18 protein-coding genes and 1 tRNA gene are annotated in these 16,289 nt (G+C 56.0%); 3 read left to right on the plus strand and 16 right to left on the minus strand.

What is annotated here, in order from left to right; all coding sequences use genetic code 11:
- Positions 1–111 precede the first annotated feature (111 nt).
- The 3 genes from nrdJ (at position 112) to SynA1560_RS09540 (ending at position 3,837) form a co-directional block, all read left to right on the plus strand.
- Positions 112–2,448: a ribonucleoside-triphosphate reductase, adenosylcobalamin-dependent gene (gene nrdJ / locus SynA1560_RS09530; RefSeq protein ID WP_186500326.1), complete on the plus strand. Its 2,337-nt coding sequence runs from the start codon at positions 112–114 to the stop codon at positions 2,446–2,448.
- Positions 2,449–2,519: 71 nt separating this feature from the next.
- Positions 2,520–2,606 (plus strand) — tRNA-Ser (locus SynA1560_RS09535).
- 139 nt (positions 2,607–2,745) lie between these two features.
- Positions 2,746–3,837 carry a hypothetical protein gene (locus SynA1560_RS09540; RefSeq protein ID WP_186500328.1) on the plus strand — a complete coding sequence of 364 codons (1,092 nt, stop codon included), beginning with the start codon at positions 2,746–2,748 and terminating at the stop codon, positions 3,835–3,837.
- A 245-nt stretch (positions 3,838–4,082) separates the two neighbouring features.
- On the opposite strand, the gene SynA1560_RS09545 is transcribed toward SynA1560_RS09540, so the two are convergent.
- From SynA1560_RS09545 to SynA1560_RS09620, 16 genes are all read right to left on the minus strand, one after another.
- A complete protein-coding gene (locus SynA1560_RS09545) occupies positions 4,083–4,319 on the minus strand; it encodes a Nif11-like leader peptide family natural product precursor (RefSeq protein WP_186500335.1) in 237 nt (78 codons plus the stop codon).
- 181 nt (positions 4,320–4,500) lie between these two features.
- Positions 4,501–4,740: a Nif11-like leader peptide family natural product precursor gene (locus SynA1560_RS09550; protein ID WP_186469228.1), complete on the minus strand. Its 240-nt coding sequence runs from the start codon at positions 4,738–4,740 to the stop codon at positions 4,501–4,503.
- A 141-nt stretch (positions 4,741–4,881) separates the two neighbouring features.
- Positions 4,882–5,160 carry a hypothetical protein gene (locus SynA1560_RS09555; protein ID WP_186500337.1) on the minus strand — a complete coding sequence of 93 codons (279 nt, stop codon included), beginning with the start codon at positions 5,158–5,160 and terminating at the stop codon, positions 4,882–4,884.
- 96 nt (positions 5,161–5,256) lie between these two features.
- A complete protein-coding gene (locus SynA1560_RS09560) occupies positions 5,257–5,613 on the minus strand; it encodes a hypothetical protein (RefSeq protein WP_186500339.1) in 357 nt (118 codons plus the stop codon).
- 21 nt (positions 5,614–5,634) lie between these two features.
- On the minus strand, positions 5,635–6,222 hold the full coding sequence (locus SynA1560_RS09565) for a hypothetical protein (RefSeq protein WP_186500340.1): 588 nt from the start codon (positions 6,220–6,222) through the stop codon (positions 5,635–5,637).
- A 182-nt stretch (positions 6,223–6,404) separates the two neighbouring features.
- Positions 6,405–7,073: a hypothetical protein gene (locus tag SynA1560_RS09570; protein WP_186500341.1), complete on the minus strand. Its 669-nt coding sequence runs from the start codon at positions 7,071–7,073 to the stop codon at positions 6,405–6,407.
- 2 nt (positions 7,074–7,075) lie between these two features.
- Positions 7,076–7,252, minus strand: coding sequence for a hypothetical protein (locus SynA1560_RS09575; RefSeq protein ID WP_186500342.1), 177 nt, complete (start codon positions 7,250–7,252; stop codon positions 7,076–7,078).
- An 80-nt stretch (positions 7,253–7,332) separates the two neighbouring features.
- Positions 7,333–7,980, minus strand: a complete 648-nt coding sequence (locus SynA1560_RS09580) for a hypothetical protein (RefSeq protein WP_186500343.1) — start codon at positions 7,978–7,980, stop codon at positions 7,333–7,335.
- A gap of 4 nt (positions 7,981–7,984) precedes the next feature.
- A complete protein-coding gene (locus SynA1560_RS09585; RefSeq protein WP_186500344.1) occupies positions 7,985–8,566 on the minus strand; it encodes a hypothetical protein in 582 nt (193 codons plus the stop codon).
- A gap of 62 nt (positions 8,567–8,628) precedes the next feature.
- Complete coding sequence (locus tag SynA1560_RS09590; RefSeq protein ID WP_186500345.1) at positions 8,629–8,814, minus strand: hypothetical protein; 186 nt, start codon at positions 8,812–8,814, stop codon at positions 8,629–8,631.
- Complete coding sequence (locus SynA1560_RS09595) at positions 8,814–11,213, minus strand: tape measure protein (protein ID WP_186500347.1); 2,400 nt, start codon at positions 11,211–11,213, stop codon at positions 8,814–8,816. Before SynA1560_RS09595 ends, SynA1560_RS09590 begins: the two co-directional genes overlap by 1 nt.
- A gap of 58 nt (positions 11,214–11,271) precedes the next feature.
- Positions 11,272–11,643, minus strand: a complete 372-nt coding sequence (locus SynA1560_RS09600) for a hypothetical protein (RefSeq protein WP_186500348.1) — start codon at positions 11,641–11,643, stop codon at positions 11,272–11,274.
- Positions 11,644–11,777: 134 nt separating this feature from the next.
- Positions 11,778–13,316 (minus strand): phage terminase large subunit, encoded by a 1,539-nt coding sequence (locus SynA1560_RS09605; RefSeq protein ID WP_186500349.1) that lies wholly within the window; start codon positions 13,314–13,316, stop codon positions 11,778–11,780.
- A gap of 56 nt (positions 13,317–13,372) precedes the next feature.
- The gene (locus tag SynA1560_RS09610) at positions 13,373–14,251 is read right to left on the minus strand and encodes a hypothetical protein (protein WP_186500351.1); all 879 of its coding nucleotides are present in this window, start codon (positions 14,249–14,251) and stop codon (positions 13,373–13,375) included.
- A gap of 62 nt (positions 14,252–14,313) precedes the next feature.
- Entirely contained in the window at positions 14,314–14,877 is a 564-nt protein-coding gene (locus SynA1560_RS09615) for a recombinase family protein (RefSeq protein ID WP_186500353.1), read from the minus strand.
- Positions 14,878–15,182: 305 nt separating this feature from the next.
- Positions 15,183–15,884 (minus strand): TetR/AcrR family transcriptional regulator, encoded by a 702-nt coding sequence (locus SynA1560_RS09620; RefSeq protein WP_186500355.1) that lies wholly within the window; start codon positions 15,882–15,884, stop codon positions 15,183–15,185.
- Positions 15,885–16,289 lie beyond the last annotated feature (405 nt).

Genomic DNA, 16,289 nt, shown 5'->3' on the forward strand with positions numbered 1-16,289 from the left:
CATGGTGACAGCTGCAGAAGCTTGCGGGCAACGACACTGCGGATAGTGCCTTCAAGCACTTGCCACCCCCATTGCTGGCGTTAGGGTGCCATCACTGACCTGTCCGAACACGTGACCCTGTCCCCAACTCGCAGTGGCACCGAGGACACGCTTAAAGCCGTGTCCAGCAATGGTGATTTCCCTGCCACTGCACCTGCTGCCAACCCGGTTTTCTACCGGACCTACAGCCGCCGCAGCAGCACGGGACGCGAGAGCTGGAGCGAAGTGGGACGTCGCAACCTGGCTGGCTTGGAGACGCTGGGACAACTCACCAGCGAAGAAGTCGCTCTTCTTGCCCGCATGCAAGCCGAAAAGAAAGCGCTGCCATCCGGACGCTGGCTCTGGATCGGAGGCACACCCTGGATTGAACGGCGAGACAATTTCTCGGGTGCGTACAACTGCACCTCCACAAATCTTGTGGATTGGGAAGCCTTCGGTCTGATGATGGACCTGGCGATGATGGGTTGTGGAACCGGAGCCATCATCGAGCCCCATTTAATCGACCGTTTGCCAGTGGTCACCAATCCGATTGAGGTGCTTGATGTTTCTGAGATCGGTGTCACACCGGCAGGGCAACGTCAGGACAAGACCACCTTCACCATCAATGACGACACCGTTTCCATTCGTGTCGGCGATACCAGGCGAGGGTGGGTTGACAGCTACCAACTGATGCTCGAATTGAGCAGCGACGAACGCTTCGCTGGTCGCACCGTCAAGGTGCAGGTTGACCTCTCCGATGTCCGGCCTGTCGGCGAAACCCTCAAGGGATTCGGCGGCATGGCCAACCCAGTGAAACTGAAAGATCTTTATGCCAGGGTCGCTCGCCTGCTCGGTAAGGCTGTTGGGCGCAAGCTCACCTCAGTGGAATGCTGCCTTCTGATCGATGAAGCGGCTGTCACCATCGTGGCGGGCAACATCCGTCGCAGTGCCGGCATGCGTCAATTCGCTTCAGCTGACAGCAGCGCTGCAGGTGCGAAAGACAATCTCTGGCAGCAAGACGAACAAGGCAATTGGCGCATCGATCCTGAAAGGGACGCCTTGCGCATGGCCAACCACACTCGCGTGTATCACACACGGCCCAGCCGAGAGGTGTTGCACGAAGCTGTGACCCGTCAATTCCACAGCGGGGAAGGTGCGATTCAGTTTGCGCCTGAGGCCATCGCCCGCTCGAACGCGGATTTGCTCAGCACACCCGAACTGCGTCGCGAATTCATCGACATCTACTGCGATCAAGGCAAAGAAGAGGCCGGCCGCTGGCTGAACCTCAACCACGGCCCTATCGCGGAAGACGAGCTTGAGCATCGTCTCGGCCGCTATGGCCTCAACCCATGCGGCGAAATTCTCGGTGCAGATTTCCACTGCAACCTCGCCGAGGTGCACCTCAACCAAATCGATCCCAGTGATGAGGAGGGTCAACGTGATGCTTTCCGCGCTGGTGCCCTATCAGTGGCATGTCTCCTCAATCACGAGTTTGAAGTCAAGCGTTATCGCCAAAGCCGGGCCTGGGATCCGATCGTTGGTGTGAGCTTCACCGGACTGTTCGACTTCTTTGTGCATGCTTTCGGCACCCCCTGGCTGCAGTGGTGGGAGGCAGGACGGCCCAATACAGAAGAAGGCCAGGAGTTCAAGCGGTGTGAGGCGGAATACTTGAGTCGCTGGAAAGCGACCGTCAATGAAGCCGTCTGGGAATACTGCGATCGTCACGGCCTGCGTCGCCCGAACCGCTGCACCACAGTTCAGCCCGCGGGAACCAAGAGCCTGCTCACCGGTGCGGCTCCTGGCTGGCACCCCCCCAAGGCCCAGCGTTTCATCCGCCGAATCACCTTCCGCAAAAACGATCCGGTGGCCATGGCTTGCATGGACTACGGCTACACCGTGGTGCCTTCACAGTCAGACAAAGACGATCAGGGCCGCCTCCTGGACGATCCCTTTGATCCACGCTGCACGGAATGGCTGGTAGAAATCCCCACCGAAGTGAGCTGGGCCAATCTTCCCGGTGCAGACGCCGTCGACATCAATGCCTTCTCTGCGATGGCTCAGTTCGACTTCTACATGCAAGTGCAGACCCACTACACCGCCCACAACACTTCAGCCACGATCGAGTTCCGTGAGCACGAAATTGAGGCAATCACCGATGCGCTCCACGGAACCATCGCGCGAGGTGATGGCTACATCTCGGCCGCACTGCTGGCCCGCTTCGATGCCAACGCCACCTTCCCGCGTCTGCCCTTTGAACCGATCGATGCCGACACCTACGAGCAGATGCAATCCGACGTGATCCAACGTCGAGTGAGCTCCGACTTCTTTGAAGCTCTGCAGCGCTACGACTTGGGTGAGATCAGCGAGGCTGGACCGGCTGGCTGTGATTCCGATAAGTGCCTGCTGCCACTGGCAAAGCCGGAAAACTGATCACCGTGGAGTCGCCCCAAGGGGCGGCTCCTTTAAAGTAATGGAGGGTCCGCAGAATCGCACCGAAACCTGGAGAGGTGGTCGAGTGGTTTATGGCTCTGGTCTTGAAAACCAGCGTGTCTTCACGGGCACCGTGGGTTCGAATCCCACCCTCTCCGCTCTGAAAGCCCAGTCAGTGACTGGGTTTTTTATTGCCCTGACAGGGCTTTAAGCCAACCCGCAGGGTTGCTACCCCCTTGCCCTTTCGCGTAATTTCGCCACCATTCCGGCAAGAAATTCGGCAACGATTCGGCAACCATGGAAGCGCTCGACGCCGCCAATGCAGCACTCAAGACCCGTGGGGTGAAAGGTCGCATCGTGGTGGCGAAAGATCGTCTCTTCCTTCGGGGCACATTCACCGCTGCTGATGGAACACGAAAAGATCGGCGCATCGCCCTGGGGCTGAACGCCCACCAAGGCCAACTGCTGGAAGCAGAAACCAGAGTGCTCCAACTCAGCAGCATCATCAATTCCACCGGAGTGGTCCCACCCCTGCTGCCCTGGGATGCTCCTGCAGTCGAAGTTGTCGCCAAAGCCGACAGCTTCACCGTGGCCGAAGCGGTGGCTCGGCTTGAGGAAGATTTCTGGCAGGGCAAGATTCGCACCAGTGCAGCCCAGCGCACTTGGCAGCGGGTGGTGGCAGAAACCAACCGGATGCCAGGGGCAGCAACGCTCACCATGGATCTGATGGTGGCCACTGCTGATGCCACCGAACCAGGCAGCCGCAGCAGAAAGGAAAGCTGCAAGGTGCTGAAACGACTGGCCAAGCTCGTCGGCATTGAAGGAACTGACCGGCTCGATGCCCTGCAGACGCCATACGAACCAGAAGTCCGTGAAGTTCCAAGCGAAGAGGATTTGGCGCAACTGCTGCAGAGCTTCAGCCCTGGGCACAAATGGTGGTGGCCCACCTGGGCACTGATCACCTATGGATGCAGACCAGCAGAAACCTTCAGCCTGCAGCCCAGCAGTGATGGAACGGCACGGGTGCTGAGCGTGAAGCGCAAAACGAAACTGCCTGAATGGCGCACCGCCCTGGCCTTACCGATCTCGGCATACAAGGACACACCAGAACGATCCGTTCCATGGGATGTCAACAGCCCTGCGGCGTATGACTCGCTAAGGGCGAAACAGCATTGTGATGCGTGGCAGAAATGGCTCAGAAGGCAGCACCCAACACTGAGCCTCTATGACATTCGCCATGCCTGGGCGGTGTGCTCCATCAGCAAACTGCTGCCCACTTCATTGGCGGCCAAGTGCATGGGCCACACGGTGATGGTGCATCACAGCACTTATCACCGTTGGCTGGATCAAGCCGACATTGCTGCCGTCGCTCAATCCCTGGCGGGGTGATCAAGGGTCAGCAGGTTTGGGAGTCACAGTCACACTGTGACAGCCCTGGCGCAGTTAGCTCATGCTGAAGCCGGTGACGCCAAGGCCCCGGAGTAATAAATAAGCCCGCTAAGTGCGGGCGATGGTGCCAGGCATTGAAGGCTGATTGATGGGGTTAGTCAGACGATTGAAGCAATAAAAAATCCCTGTCAATGCAGAGGGTTTGAGTGTGTAAGCTATGCTTGTTTAAGTCTAAACCCAGTGTTTCATCCACAGGAGGATATGGTGTTATATGCATCAGTGCAATTTCCACATCCCCCGCCAGCCACTCCTTCCAGCTCCTCTTCACTGAGTTCAGCGACATTATCAGCAGTGAATTCGTGGCCGTGCTCTTTAGCGATCCCTACGAAGTCTTCAGGAGTCTTTGCTGCCTTTAGTTTGTCTTGAATGGACTGGTCATCCTTGGCTTTGGCGATAAAAGCCTTGAGCTGTTCTTCTGACATAGGTGTCAAGTCTGTTAATTATTTATAGCTATGGTCTGCTGAAGTGTCTTTGACTAATAATTACTACGCTCAATAGTGCCAGGTATTGGAGGGTGATTGATGAAATAAAAAGCCCCTGCGGTTGCAGGGGCTTTGAGTGTGTAGGCTACCTCAGCAGCCGTTTAGCTACCCAGGAGTTACATTACATTCCTAGACAGGATTGAAGCCCCTGCTGCCACTTCGTCAGACACGTTCCGCCCCCAGCCACGCCTTCCAGCTCTTCATTACTGAGCTGGTTGATCTTATCAGCGGTGAATTCATGACCATGTTCTTTAGCGATGCCTACAACATCTTCGGGTGATTTCGCTGCTTTGAGTTTCTCCTGAATGGACTGATCATTCTTCGCTTTGGCGATAAAAGCCTTGAGCTGTTCTTCTGACATGAGAGTGCGTGGAGCTACAGCCTTTTGATAGTCACGATCGGCTTCAACGACTCAAACGGTCATCGATGAGCCACCAAAGAGCCTCTTGCGCATGGGTCGCATGCCAGGGCAACGCCCCCATGGCTCGTCATGTAGTAGCAGTCAGCAATTTTGCCCTGCACTTGAAAATTCCCCGCCACCAGCAATGGCAGCGAGGGCAACCGCATCCAGCTCGAAATCATCAAACTCGTCATCGTCATCCATCTGCCTGAGGAAGCCACGCACCTCATCGGCGGTCACCGTCATCCCCTTCTCTGCAGCGATCTCCACCATGCGACGGATGGAGGCATCAGGGTCTGCAGTCATCTGCTTGAACAGCTCCCCTTGCACACTCATCGGCACCGCATCACGCATTGCCTTGAACTCTTCCAGCGTTGCCATCAGCGGATCTGCAGCGTGACTCCGTTGTAGCCCTGATGCAACAACAATTCAGCCACCTGAGTTGCCCCGGGTGGCATCGGCATCGGTGACTCGTGACTAATCGTCAGCCTGCTCCAGGTATTCGCCGGGCTCAGGCTCTTCGGCTGGTGAAATATAAACTCCTTTCTTGAGGATGTTCGCAATCACAGAAAGCAGGGACTTGATTTCATTCATATCTTCCTTGGTTGCCATTTCCTTGTGACCCTCAGCGATTTGATCACTCTGTTCATCTAAAAAATTCAATATGGCGTTATGCCCTTGATCCGAGCGCTCGGCGAACTTGCGGTTTTCATCGCTCATGTCCTCCTGGCTGGAAAGGATCTGCCGGCGAGCTCGATCGGTGGCAGTTGCTGCATTAGCGATGCATCGGTTTGTCGCCTCGATTTGCGTGGCGCGGACATGAATGGAAGTCATGGCGAATTAGAGAAAGTTTGATCAAGTGAGAGGGAATTCTTCAGTTGCGTCGTACTCGGGAACCGCCTGAAGGTCGCCGATCCAATCCAAGTGGGCATTTACAGCCCATTTCGCGGCGCAGAGTGCTGATTGATGCCTACATGCTCTTTCGTACGAATCCATTGCTGTCTGCGGCAATGTTCCTTCCTGCATCATCTGGCGCAGTCCTTTGAGAAGGGCCTCGGCTCCCACACTTGTTCGCTCTCTGCCTTCCGCTGCTGCCCAGGCATCAATGAGATGGGCGAAGGCATTCGGAATCGTTAATTGCAACTTTGATCCGTACGGCTTAACAGGATCCGCCCAGCCGACCTTTGCGCCTGCGGCACTGATCGATTTCGCAATTTCCTTCTGTGCCGCTGCTGCTTTTCCCTGACCCGCTATCCATTTATTCGACGGATGTTCGTCGTCTTCAAATTCAGGCTGTGGGTTGTAAATGAAATCCTCTACATCCTTGATCACCCCGCTGCTCTTGGTTCGGACAAAGCCGAAGGCTTTTTCAAGGTCTTCATCGTCCAGGGGTGACGTCTTTTTGACGAAGTCGAACCAGTCCTCGAGGGTCTTCTTTGGCATGGTGGCGAACGCTTGTGGAAAAACCTTAGCACCTGCATGCAGATCTGCAGTAGATGTTTGCAGGTCTTCAGTGGATACCTAGACGTATAGCGTCGAAAGGTGAATGGGCTCAGCAGTGCTGGTGCCCCCGACACTGCTGCCACCGTCGTGGACGCCCTCGCCCCCTAATCACCGACTAGGAGTCAGCCGGTATTCCCCGGCAGGGCAACACATCGGCAGCGGGGGTGGCTCGGCGGCCCGTTGCTAGCTCCAGAAAACTGCGTCTGATCCAGCGGCCGGCAGATCTCACACACCATCTCGTCTTGGCGGGTTTGCCAGGTGAATTCCTTAGCGGTCCACGTCCGCAGCAGCTGGCCGTTGGCAGCACTCCACACTGCTGATTCCGCCACCGTGACCACCAGGGCTTCAATTGATGCGCCGGATGCTGCCCGGTGCCGGTCCCACCCATCATTGATTCCCTTCTGCACTGCTCGCATCACGCCCTGCATCCACTTGCTGGGTGATTGGCGCTCGAACCACTTGGCCAGACTGGTGCCATCCATCTCCGCCAGCTCCAGCAGCAGAGGGCCTGGCAGGAAGGCTTTGTCTGTTGTTGCACCCCATCGCTCGGCCTGGTCGGCGACCGCCGGCTGCATGGCGTTGAGCTCGGAGCCGATCACTCGGGCAGCAGCGTCATTCAGCCCTGCCGTGATCTCCTCCAGCATCTCGTCGGTGATCTCAACCTCAGCGGCCACCAGCTCATCGACCCGCCTCAGGATCAACTCGATGAACGGCTGCAACTGTGACTGGATTGATGCGCTGTAGTCATCCAGCAAGCCATCCATCTGCTGCCCGAAGAGCTCGCCCTGCACGCTCACAACTCCCTCCGGTCGTTGTTCGCAGGAGGAAGCTCCGAAGGAGCTGACGAGTGCCCGCGTCGGCGCTTTGGCTTGGTGGTCAGCAGCGCCAAACTCTGCTCCAGCATCTCGATTTTGTGCTTGATCGCTTTGGCGGATGCATCGGACAGATGCGCGGCTGCCCGTTCCTTCAACAGCCCATTGCAGGCAGCGGTCAAGTTTTGGTAGCGGCTGTCAAAGGCCCTGACCCAATCAACAGCTTCTGGACCCTTGATCACTGCTGCTTCTCCTGGGATTTGATGATGCGGGCCGCTTTGTTGATCAGCTGGCGGTTTGCTGATGCGGCGGCTTTCAGTTCGCCGATCTCCCTTGTGGCCTCAGCAATTTGTTGTCGTAGCTCTGCAACGGCTTTGGAGGTGGAGCTGATTGAGGCATTCACCGCACTTTGGTTGTTGCGGATCACAGCCAAGGTGCGATCCCGTTCGGCGTGGGCCTCTCGATAGAACGTTTCTGCACTGTCCAATGCGTATTGATCCGCCTCAACTGCCGCACTGGCCTGCTTTCGCAGTGCTTCGAGCTTCTGGCTGAGATCGAAGGTGTGCTGCATCGCTGCAGCGTTGTTGCTGATTGATGCCGCGTATTGGGCAGCATCCCCGGTATCGAGCCGGTTGTGGAGTTCCGCCAAGCCTTCGCGCAGCAGATCCAATTCACCAACTTCTGGCCCTGCTGGTGTTTCTTCAAGCTGGAGCTGGGCCTCGGCATTGATTCGCTCCTGTTCAGCCCTGGCGGAAAAGTCCTGTTCAATCCATTTGGCAGCCCGATCCAGGGGAACATCACCCGGCACCTCAATCCATTGGCCCTGGAGCTCGGGGATGCGGTCGGAGATGTAGCGGACCCGCTTTGTGTCTGGTGCTTCCTGCATCAGCTCACACTCGCTTCGCTCGTGCTGCTTCCCATTGCTGCTGTTGGCGGATTGCAGCAACGCGGGGATATTGAGCTTTCGCTAAGCGCTGGCCGTGTTCGTGGCTTTCAGTGACTGCTCTTTTTCGCTCTGCAACTGCTGCGGCTCTGATCTTTGCTGCCAGGTCTGGATTCTCAGGGCTGAATGAATTGGTGGCCTCTGTTCTGGAGCGCTCAGCTACATCCGGTGAGAGGGCAGCAAGCCGCATTTGAGCGGTGACGTTCTCTGGCAAGGGATCACCATCCGGGCCACGGCCACCGAAAGGCTTGGAGTCGTAGAGGCGCTGCAGCTCGTCCTGGTCGGCTTGCTGCTGGCGTTCTTCCAGGGTTGGTGCGGCCTCGGGCCATTGACCGGAGAGGACATCGGCAACTAGCCCTGCCGGGGCTTGGCCGGAGAGCAAAACGCAGAGTTCTGGATCTTTCTGCTGAATTGCAAATGCGTCGGTTGGATATTTATCGCGGAATGATTTGAAGCTCGGTGGCAAAGGCTGATCACTTACTGCAGCCCATCGACGAAGAACTGAGATATTGGAGGCAAATTGATCCATGACCTTGATTTTTCTCGCGCTTGTATATTAGCAACTGCATATAATGTAGCAGAGTAAGAGTACTAATTAGGTTCGAGGGAGTCGGTTGCATAGCCCGCATCAATCATTCGCTGATTCACTCTTCGCCAGATAAACATCAGCATCACCCATGAGATTTCGTCGACAAAATCTGGATCCTGCCAGGCTTCATCTTCGACACACATCTCATCCAGGTATTTCAGCCATTTGGCGCAGGTTCCCTTGTTCATCACATCCCCAACTTGCGGCGTGCGCCGGGGGACATCTGCAGCTTGCGTAGTGCTCGGGCTTCGCCCTGCTGTGATGCCTCTTTCACAATCCCTGGAACAGCTGTAACCGGCACATAACGCGTGTCGTCGAAGACCATCGTGGGGCCGTTGTAGTTCATGGAGATGTTGGTGGGACCTCCACCTGCAACACCTGCACCGCCCATACTCTCTTCACCGCTGATGGCAGCACTGGCGGAGGCGTTTGCTGGTGAATAGCGAGCCATGGCCTGCAGCGCAGTGTTGGGGATGACCGTGCCGCCTGTGTTCGGCACCATCAGTTCTGGCCCTGCCTCCCCAACCACGTAGGCCTCATTGGGCCTGACGGGACCGCCGAACTCGCGTTTGCCGCCGAAGGTGCCGTTGAGGATGCTGAACAGTCCGGTGCCGTCGTCTCCAGCAAGGGCGTTGATGCCCGAGGTGATGGCATTCAGGATTAGTTGCTGGCCGATGGCTTCCAAGATGTCGGCAGCAAGGTCGCGCATGGCTTCACCCAGTCGCTCGGTTTCGGTGACTGCGAGGTTTAAGCCCTGCACCAGGCCGTTGGTGATGGTGCTGCCAATTCCGTTGAGCGTTTGTTCGAGATTGGTGAGTTCCTGGTTTTGCTTGGCGAGGTCTTCGCCCATCGAGAACCCTGCTTCAAAGAATGGGCGGTTGAAGTTCTGCTGCGCCAGTTGGGTGCGGAGCGCTGCTTCCTCGCGCAGGCCCTGCAGCAGGCGGGGGTTGTTGTAGGCCTCTTCGGTCTTGTTGGCGATGTCCTGGCGGATCTCCAGCAGATCCAGGGCTAGCTGCTTTTCGAGCCTTCCAAGGTCGGTGACTTGGCCCTCAAGATCGACTTGGGCGCGGAGTCGCTCCAGCAGCTGGTCTTGCGCTTTGGCAGCACGGATTCGATCGTCGGCAAGTTGGCCCTGCTCGATGCCTCGCAACACTGAACGATCGACATCAAGCGTGCTGCTTCCACTGCTGCGGGTTGGTGGATCGACCACTGGTGGGCGGACAGTGGGAAAGATCGGGTCGCCCGACATGTCTTCCATGCCCGTATAGCCCTGGGGCACCTGGGGCGTGTTGGCGAAGTCTTCGAGCAGACCACGGGCTTTCAGGTACGTCTGCAGCAGAACGTTGAAGGTTGAGAGCCCTGGGACTGCGTTGACGAAACTGCTGGTCAGCGTGTTGACCGACGTTGTGAGCAGGTCGGTCAGCTTCTTCGCGACGGGCAACAGGTCGATCGCGGTGCGGAGGTTCTCGTTCAGAAACTCCTTGATCTCCAGTTTGGTTTTGTCGATGGCGCGTCCCAGTCCCTCGGTGCCGTCCTTCCACAGGCGAACCTCGGTGGTGGCGTCCTCAACTGCTCCGGTGAGGTCTTCGACCACCTGGAGATAGGACGGCAACGCCAGGTCGCCGAATGCGATCTGGAGGTCTTCGACGCTGTTTTGGAGCGTTTTTATTTTTTGGGCGGGGGTGTCGAGGGCCTCTGCTAGCTGGTCGGCACCTTCACGCGCTGCTCGTTCCAAAGAACGGATCAAGACGTCAGTCGTTAGTCGGCCCTGCTTGGCGAGCTCTTTCAGTTCGCCGACAGGCTTGCCAACTTCTTTTGCGATGGCCTGCAGGACGCCCGGTGCCTGCTCAGCGACGGAGTTGAATTCCTCGCCGCGTAGAGCACCAGCACCCAATGCCTGGCTCAGCTGCAGCAATGCACCTGCGGATTCGGCTGTTGTCGAACCGGTTAGTGCTGCTGCAGTGTTGAAGCCGTTCAGGACGGATTCGATCTGCTCAAGGCCCAGGCCCAATGGACGCAGGCGGCCGTAAAGCTGGGCAACTGAGCTCTGGCTTTCAATCGTGCTTTGGTTGAACCGCTCTGCTGTTCGTGCGGCCAGGGCTTCAACCTCGGCGAGGTTGTCGAAGCCATCGGACAGGGCCTTCAAGCGCTGATTGGCCGATGCGAACTGGGTCGCCCTGTCGATTGATCTGGCGAATTGGCGGGTGGCGGCGTCGATCGTCAGAAACGCAGCACCGGCGACGAGCAACTGTCTGCCCGCTGCACTGATCGGGGCAGCAAGCGCTGAGGTGCCGCTGCTGCGCCCCCGGTCACGCTCAAGCCGGACGATTGACTGCAGATCCCGCTTCTGCAGTGCCAGCTCGGTTCGCTGCAGTCGTAAATCAATAATGCGCTTTTTCTGCAGCCTGGCTTGATCGCCAGTTAGTCCCAGCAGCTTCCGGCGCTCAGAAACGATCTGCTTGTCGACAGAAAGGATTTGGCGGCTTGCATTCTCAACTTTCTCGACGGCTCGCTCTAACTGGCGAACTTTGCGCTCCGCTCCAGAGCTTTTGACGCGGAGATCAATTTCAGCAGGAAACGATGCCATCGCGACAGCCCTGGGTGTTAGTAACTCCAGTCTAATCGGTGCTTATTTTGTAGCACAATCAAGAACGGGGTATGTACTGAATAAAGTTTGAGTCTTCGAAATCCTTTGGATCACTGTCTGGGTGGACATTCATGGCCGCAGTCATTTCTCTTTGAGAATTGAACACGCACCCTCTTCCATTGCGAATTCTGCCCCCATAGCTATTGGTAGCGGTGTATTGGACTTCGACCATGTGCTTGTAGTAGTCCTCATCACCTTCTTTGGTTCCAACAGAGAGAATCACCATTGAGTTTGGATCCTTAAGTTGTTGTCTTACTTCCTCTTTGCATTTGGCCACTAACTCATCAGTATCTCTAGTTGCGATAACCCCTGAGGAGCAGCCAGCCATAATCAAAGCCGCTAATGGCAAAGACAAGATCTGAGGTTTCATTTGCTTAAGCTCATCTGAACTAAGAATGTGGCTTTTACAGGCAGGATGTATCCCCCTTTTTGGGGAATGTTGTCTGAGAATTTGATTAGTTGAATCCAGTTGCAGGAGGAATGAGCGGAGCGAATAACGACTGCTCACCAGACCTTGAACTTGGTTTGGCCGGCGCTGCCGGAATAGCGCTGGTCTGCGGTGGCCATCAGCAAATATCTGCAAGCATCCAGGCAGTGGTCGGCGTTGAGAACCAAGTCGTCTTGCTTGGCCGTGTCGTGCTGGGCCAATGGTGCGGTGGCCCAGAAGGCTTCGCACCGTTCGGTGGCATACAGCCCTGGCAGCTCTGATCCGGCGTTCGCCATCAGTGATGCCATCAGCGCCCAGCCGGTAGCCCTGCTGCCTTTGGGGCCGGCGGCGAATTTGCAGCCGAAGCGGCCCAGCTGGTGGCCGATGCTGCCGTCCATGCCGCCCGTGGCAGCACCGATCTGCGCGTCTGCGATCCGGTGGTTCTGAGGGATGCTCTTCAGGCTCATGCCGTTGCGGGCCAGCAGGTCTTCCACTGCTCTCGCCAGCGTCTGCACTGTGAGCGTGGCGTCGCCGAGTTCCCAGCGGCGGGTGCCGTCTTTTTCGCGAAGACAGCTGTAGTACTCGTCCAGCAAGATCAGCGATTTCGGCGCGATCACCCGGCCATCAGGGAGCTTGATGGGGGTGCGGGTGCGGTAGGCCAGCACAACAGCACTGGGGGCGCGGACGCCGAAGTCCATCCCCAACCACAAATCGCGGGTGCTGAACTCTCTCAGCCCTGCGATGGCAGCACCGATCCAGGGCACCTTGCTGCGCTGTTCGCTGAGGGCGTGGCCAAAGAAGCTCGCGGGGGTGGCGCTCCAGTCGCCCCACACCTCGGCGAGGATCTTGGCCGGGTCGTTGTTGCTTGATGCCTTCAGCGTTGCGACATATCCATCGACATCCAAAAACGAGTTGTCATGCACCGTGCTGTGACACACCACCATCGAGTGGTTGAACAGCTCGCAGTGGAATGGCTGCCAGGGGGTAGCCCTGCTGATCACATTCTCGAAAAGCCATAGCGATCCGACGTTGCCGGGGTTGCCGGTGCAGATCAGACGCGGCTTGATTGCTGGATCCGGGGAGCGCAATGAGCTGCAAAGCCGGAGCACTGGCCCTGGCTCGCTGATTTGTGCGATCTCGTCGATGGCCAGGTGGCTCAAGTCCTCACCCTGGAAGCGGGCGAAGGCGTTTTCATCCTTCAGATAGTGCAGAAACAGCTTGCCGCCGTTGCCGAACTCGAAGGTTTTTTGGCCCACCAGATAACGAGTTCCGGCCAATTGCGGGATCTGATTGGCGAATTCTTCGATGAGCTGTTGGAGCTTTTTCAGCCCTGCCAGGTCTGTCCGGAGCAGGGCAGCACGGAATGATTTGCCGAAGCGGAGGGCGTCGCGGACCAGCAGCAGGGCCAGCGTCCACGACTTTCCACCCCCGCGCCCGCCGGCCATCACAAGCCATGAATCATCTGGAACTGAGATCGCCATGCGCTGGTGATCAAGCAGCTCCGGTAATCCCGTTTCGCTTGTGACGTTGGCGGGCGGCTTGTTTCGGTTCTCGCGTAACCGCTTATCGCCCTGGCTTGGCGGTTGGTTTGGCTTACGGCGATAAGTCAATGCCATGCGCGGTTCTCGGTGTCTTCATTCTGCCGAGTTCTTATACGCGTGTTTATCGATTTTCAGGGTGCAGCTGCAATGCGTTTTCGCCGATTCCGGAAGTAATCATCACACCGTCTGTCGTGATCCTCCTGTGTGTATTGAATAATCTCAAGGGTTCTTAAAAAATTATCTTCCCAGCACCCTTGAGGCTCTTTGACGGTCAAGAGGGAAAAGCAAGCGATTTCATCCATCAATGATTCTCTCAGAATTATAAAATCAGGAGATGTCCAGAGAAATTGAAGTGACTTTTTTGGATAGTTTCTTAATTGGTATTCAATATATGCCTTAGCAGCCGACTGTAGAGTATCTTCTAGAAGGTAATCCCCAGGTGTAATCTGACATAAATTTTCTGGATTATCATCGCCCAACAGTCCAAATTTCTTAACAGTATTTAGAGCTTTAATCATTTTCAGTGCTTTCTGTCTTGCCTTTTTTATTCTTAGTTGTTGGTTGGCTAAAACTTCGGATTTAGGGGTTTTTGGTGCTAGACAAAGGTCACCATTTTTGATTGATGCTTTAACGCAGTAAACCGGGGTTTTTGCACGCTTGAATTGGTTTAGCCTGTCAAAATCAAAATTCTCTGCAATCCAAACCACAAGAGCTGTGCTGGAGAAATTACTCGCATAATTCTGCAAGCGATTTGCATGATGATAATCGGCATTTCCGTACTGGACTTCGACAACTACATCACCGATCGAGGTTGGTTGATAAATATCTAAACGACCTGACTTATTGTCATGGCCTTTCGCAACAGGTAATTCAAGTGCTGCTTTGTCAGTAATCTCTATATCCAGCTTCCTTAGCAAGGAACATAAATAACCCTGTTCAGCAATCACTCTGCTGAGGTTTTCTTCATGTCCATAAATATCAGAAAGCTTTGGCATTAAGAAATTGGCCACATCTCGTATGACCTCAGTATCACCAGAATGGCTTGGGCAGCACATCCCCCAAATGGGGGATTTCAGGCTGCATCCAAAATTCTGCGGACTTTGCCGATCGAGATGTTCAGCTTTTTCGCGATTGCGCCGTAAGAGAGCTGCTGGGCGCGGAATTCGCGCACTGTTTCGGCCTGTTCGGAGGTCCAGGTGCGCTTACGGCCGAATTTCACGCCCGCATCCATAGCCCTGCGCCTGCCTTCATCCGTTCGCTCCAGGATTAGGTCGCGCTCGATTTCTGCGGCGGCGGCAAGGATGCCGACCACGAGCTTGGCCATTCGGCCCAGGCCTTTGGTGTCGACACGGTCATCCAGGGTTTTGACGTGGATGCCGTCATCCAGCAGCTCGGCCACACGGCTCACGCAGTCCTCCATTGAGCGGCCCAGACGGTCGAGCTTGGCCACCACCAGCACATCGCCCTGGCAGCAGGTGGCAATCGCCTTCTGGAGCTCTACACGCTCGCTGTAGGGGGCAGCACCGCTGATGTATTCGCTGAAGATCTGGTCACAGCCCTGCTGTGACAACGCCTCCAGCTGGGCCTCGGTGTCCTGTTTGGTGGTTGAACACCTGGCGTAGCCGATTAGAGCCATTTGGCGATGAATCAGTGGAGACGAAAGGTTTTCGGCAACCCCCAAAAAATTTGAAGGGGTTGTGGGTGTTTGCGAGAACCCGCAGGCTGCCCAGCCCGCACGAGATTGAAAGCATGCCCCCGGTCCAGCCCTGCCGGTCTCTGGGTTGTGTTTCAGTCTCAGCGGTGCATTGGGTGTGCCGAATCAATGCTGAAATTATAGCAGATGAGTGTGCCGGAAGTCACGACATACAGCATGCACACAACTGCAACGCAGCGACTGCGGTCTGACTGTGCTGGATATTGGTGCCGAAATGTTCAGTCCGTTCAAAGCCTGCCGAGGGGATGGCGAACCCGTTTCAAGCCCTGCGGCTCGACTGGTGGCTCCGGGGTGGGGGCAGCAACTTCGGCGGTGGTCCACTCGTCTGAGCCCTGCTCCGATTCCACGTCGATTACCGGCAGCTCTGCTGCATCGGCGGCTGGAGGTAGTGGTTTGGCGGCCACCATGGCTCCGTAGCTTTCGGCATCCAGCGGCTTGAAGAGCTCGCTCACCGCTTCGGCCGTCACATTCACGCTGTGCTGGTGGAGGTTGACGTTCACGCCATTGCTGACGCCATGGATTCGGGCCAGGCATTCGAGTTCGCGGCTGGCGATCTCAAGCGCTTTCAGCCCTGCGCCTCGTTCGTAGTCACGAATTGCACGAGAATAGATTGCATTATGTTTGGCGGCTAATTCTGCGCGGATTGCTTCCATCGCGCCCTCAAAGTCTTCGACGTAAGCTTCACGAACTAGATCGAGATCGTGATATACCATTCGGCGCGTAATTCCGGCCGCTTTTGCTATCTCATCTGTTGATGCACCATTTGCATGCATTGGTGCGACGATATTCTCGATTCGTTGTTTTCTTGTAAGCCGTACTTTTTGCCCCTTTTGTGTTACTAAGGCAGGCATTTTGGAAGATGCGTGAAAACTAAAAGCAGTGTAGCGGAATTCAGTCTTACCACCAATCAGCCCTGGCGGAGCATACAAACAAGTGCTATCACTCTGCTACAGAGTAAAAATGGGCCTATTTAACAGCGAAGCAAGCACAATCCATAGCAAAACAGCTCAAAAAACTCTGTTGTAGTACAGATGGACACAAACTCGCGTCCCAGGACAGTTCAAATTCTCTTAGGACGCCACAGTAGAAAAATCGCGTTTCTTCAAAGCCCTGTCGCTCACTCAAGATGGACAGCATGGACAGCTTGGACAGGCAAATTTGACTATTTGAAAATTAAAGAGAGAAACAAAGGAATAGGAGCAGGGCCAACACACGCAATGCAATCAACCCCGGATTTTGCCTGTCCATCCTGTCCATTCCGTCCTGGCCCCATGGATAGAGGGGATCTCAGCGATTCACGTTTCTGTCCATCTGAGGCGAGTTTCTGTCCATCA

The sequence above is a fragment of the Synechococcus sp. A15-60 genome (genome assembly GCF_014280095.1).
Lineage (GTDB): Bacteria > Cyanobacteriota > Cyanobacteriia > PCC-6307 > Cyanobiaceae > Synechococcus_C.

Excerpts from the sequence above, each read along its gene's own strand:
- SynA1560_RS09540 (WP_186500328.1), top strand. The coding sequence starts at position 2,746 with ATGGAAGCGCTCGACGCCGCCAATGCAGCACTCAAGACCCGTGGGGTG.
- SynA1560_RS09545 (WP_186500335.1), bottom strand. The coding sequence starts at position 4,319 with ATGTCAGAAGAACAGCTCAAGGCTTTTATCGCCAAAGCCAAGGATGAC.
- SynA1560_RS09550 (WP_186469228.1), bottom strand. The coding sequence starts at position 4,740 with ATGTCAGAAGAACAGCTCAAGGCTTTTATCGCCAAAGCGAAGAATGAT.
- SynA1560_RS09555 (WP_186500337.1), bottom strand. The coding sequence starts at position 5,160 with ATGGCAACGCTGGAAGAGTTCAAGGCAATGCGTGATGCGGTGCCGATG.
- SynA1560_RS09560 (WP_186500339.1), bottom strand. The coding sequence starts at position 5,613 with ATGACTTCCATTCATGTCCGCGCCACGCAAATCGAGGCGACAAACCGA.
- SynA1560_RS09565 (WP_186500340.1), bottom strand. The coding sequence starts at position 6,222 with ATGCCAAAGAAGACCCTCGAGGACTGGTTCGACTTCGTCAAAAAGACG.
- SynA1560_RS09580 (WP_186500343.1), bottom strand. The coding sequence starts at position 7,980 with ATGCAGGAAGCACCAGACACAAAGCGGGTCCGCTACATCTCCGACCGC.
- SynA1560_RS09585 (WP_186500344.1), bottom strand. The coding sequence starts at position 8,566 with ATGGATCAATTTGCCTCCAATATCTCAGTTCTTCGTCGATGGGCTGCA.
- SynA1560_RS09590 (WP_186500345.1), bottom strand. The coding sequence starts at position 8,814 with ATGAACAAGGGAACCTGCGCCAAATGGCTGAAATACCTGGATGAGATG.
- SynA1560_RS09595 (WP_186500347.1), bottom strand. The coding sequence starts at position 11,213 with ATGGCATCGTTTCCTGCTGAAATTGATCTCCGCGTCAAAAGCTCTGGA.
- SynA1560_RS09600 (WP_186500348.1), bottom strand. The coding sequence starts at position 11,643 with ATGAAACCTCAGATCTTGTCTTTGCCATTAGCGGCTTTGATTATGGCT.
- SynA1560_RS09605 (WP_186500349.1), bottom strand. The coding sequence starts at position 13,316 with ATGGCATTGACTTATCGCCGTAAGCCAAACCAACCGCCAAGCCAGGGC.
- SynA1560_RS09615 (WP_186500353.1), bottom strand. The coding sequence starts at position 14,877 with ATGGCTCTAATCGGCTACGCCAGGTGTTCAACCACCAAACAGGACACC.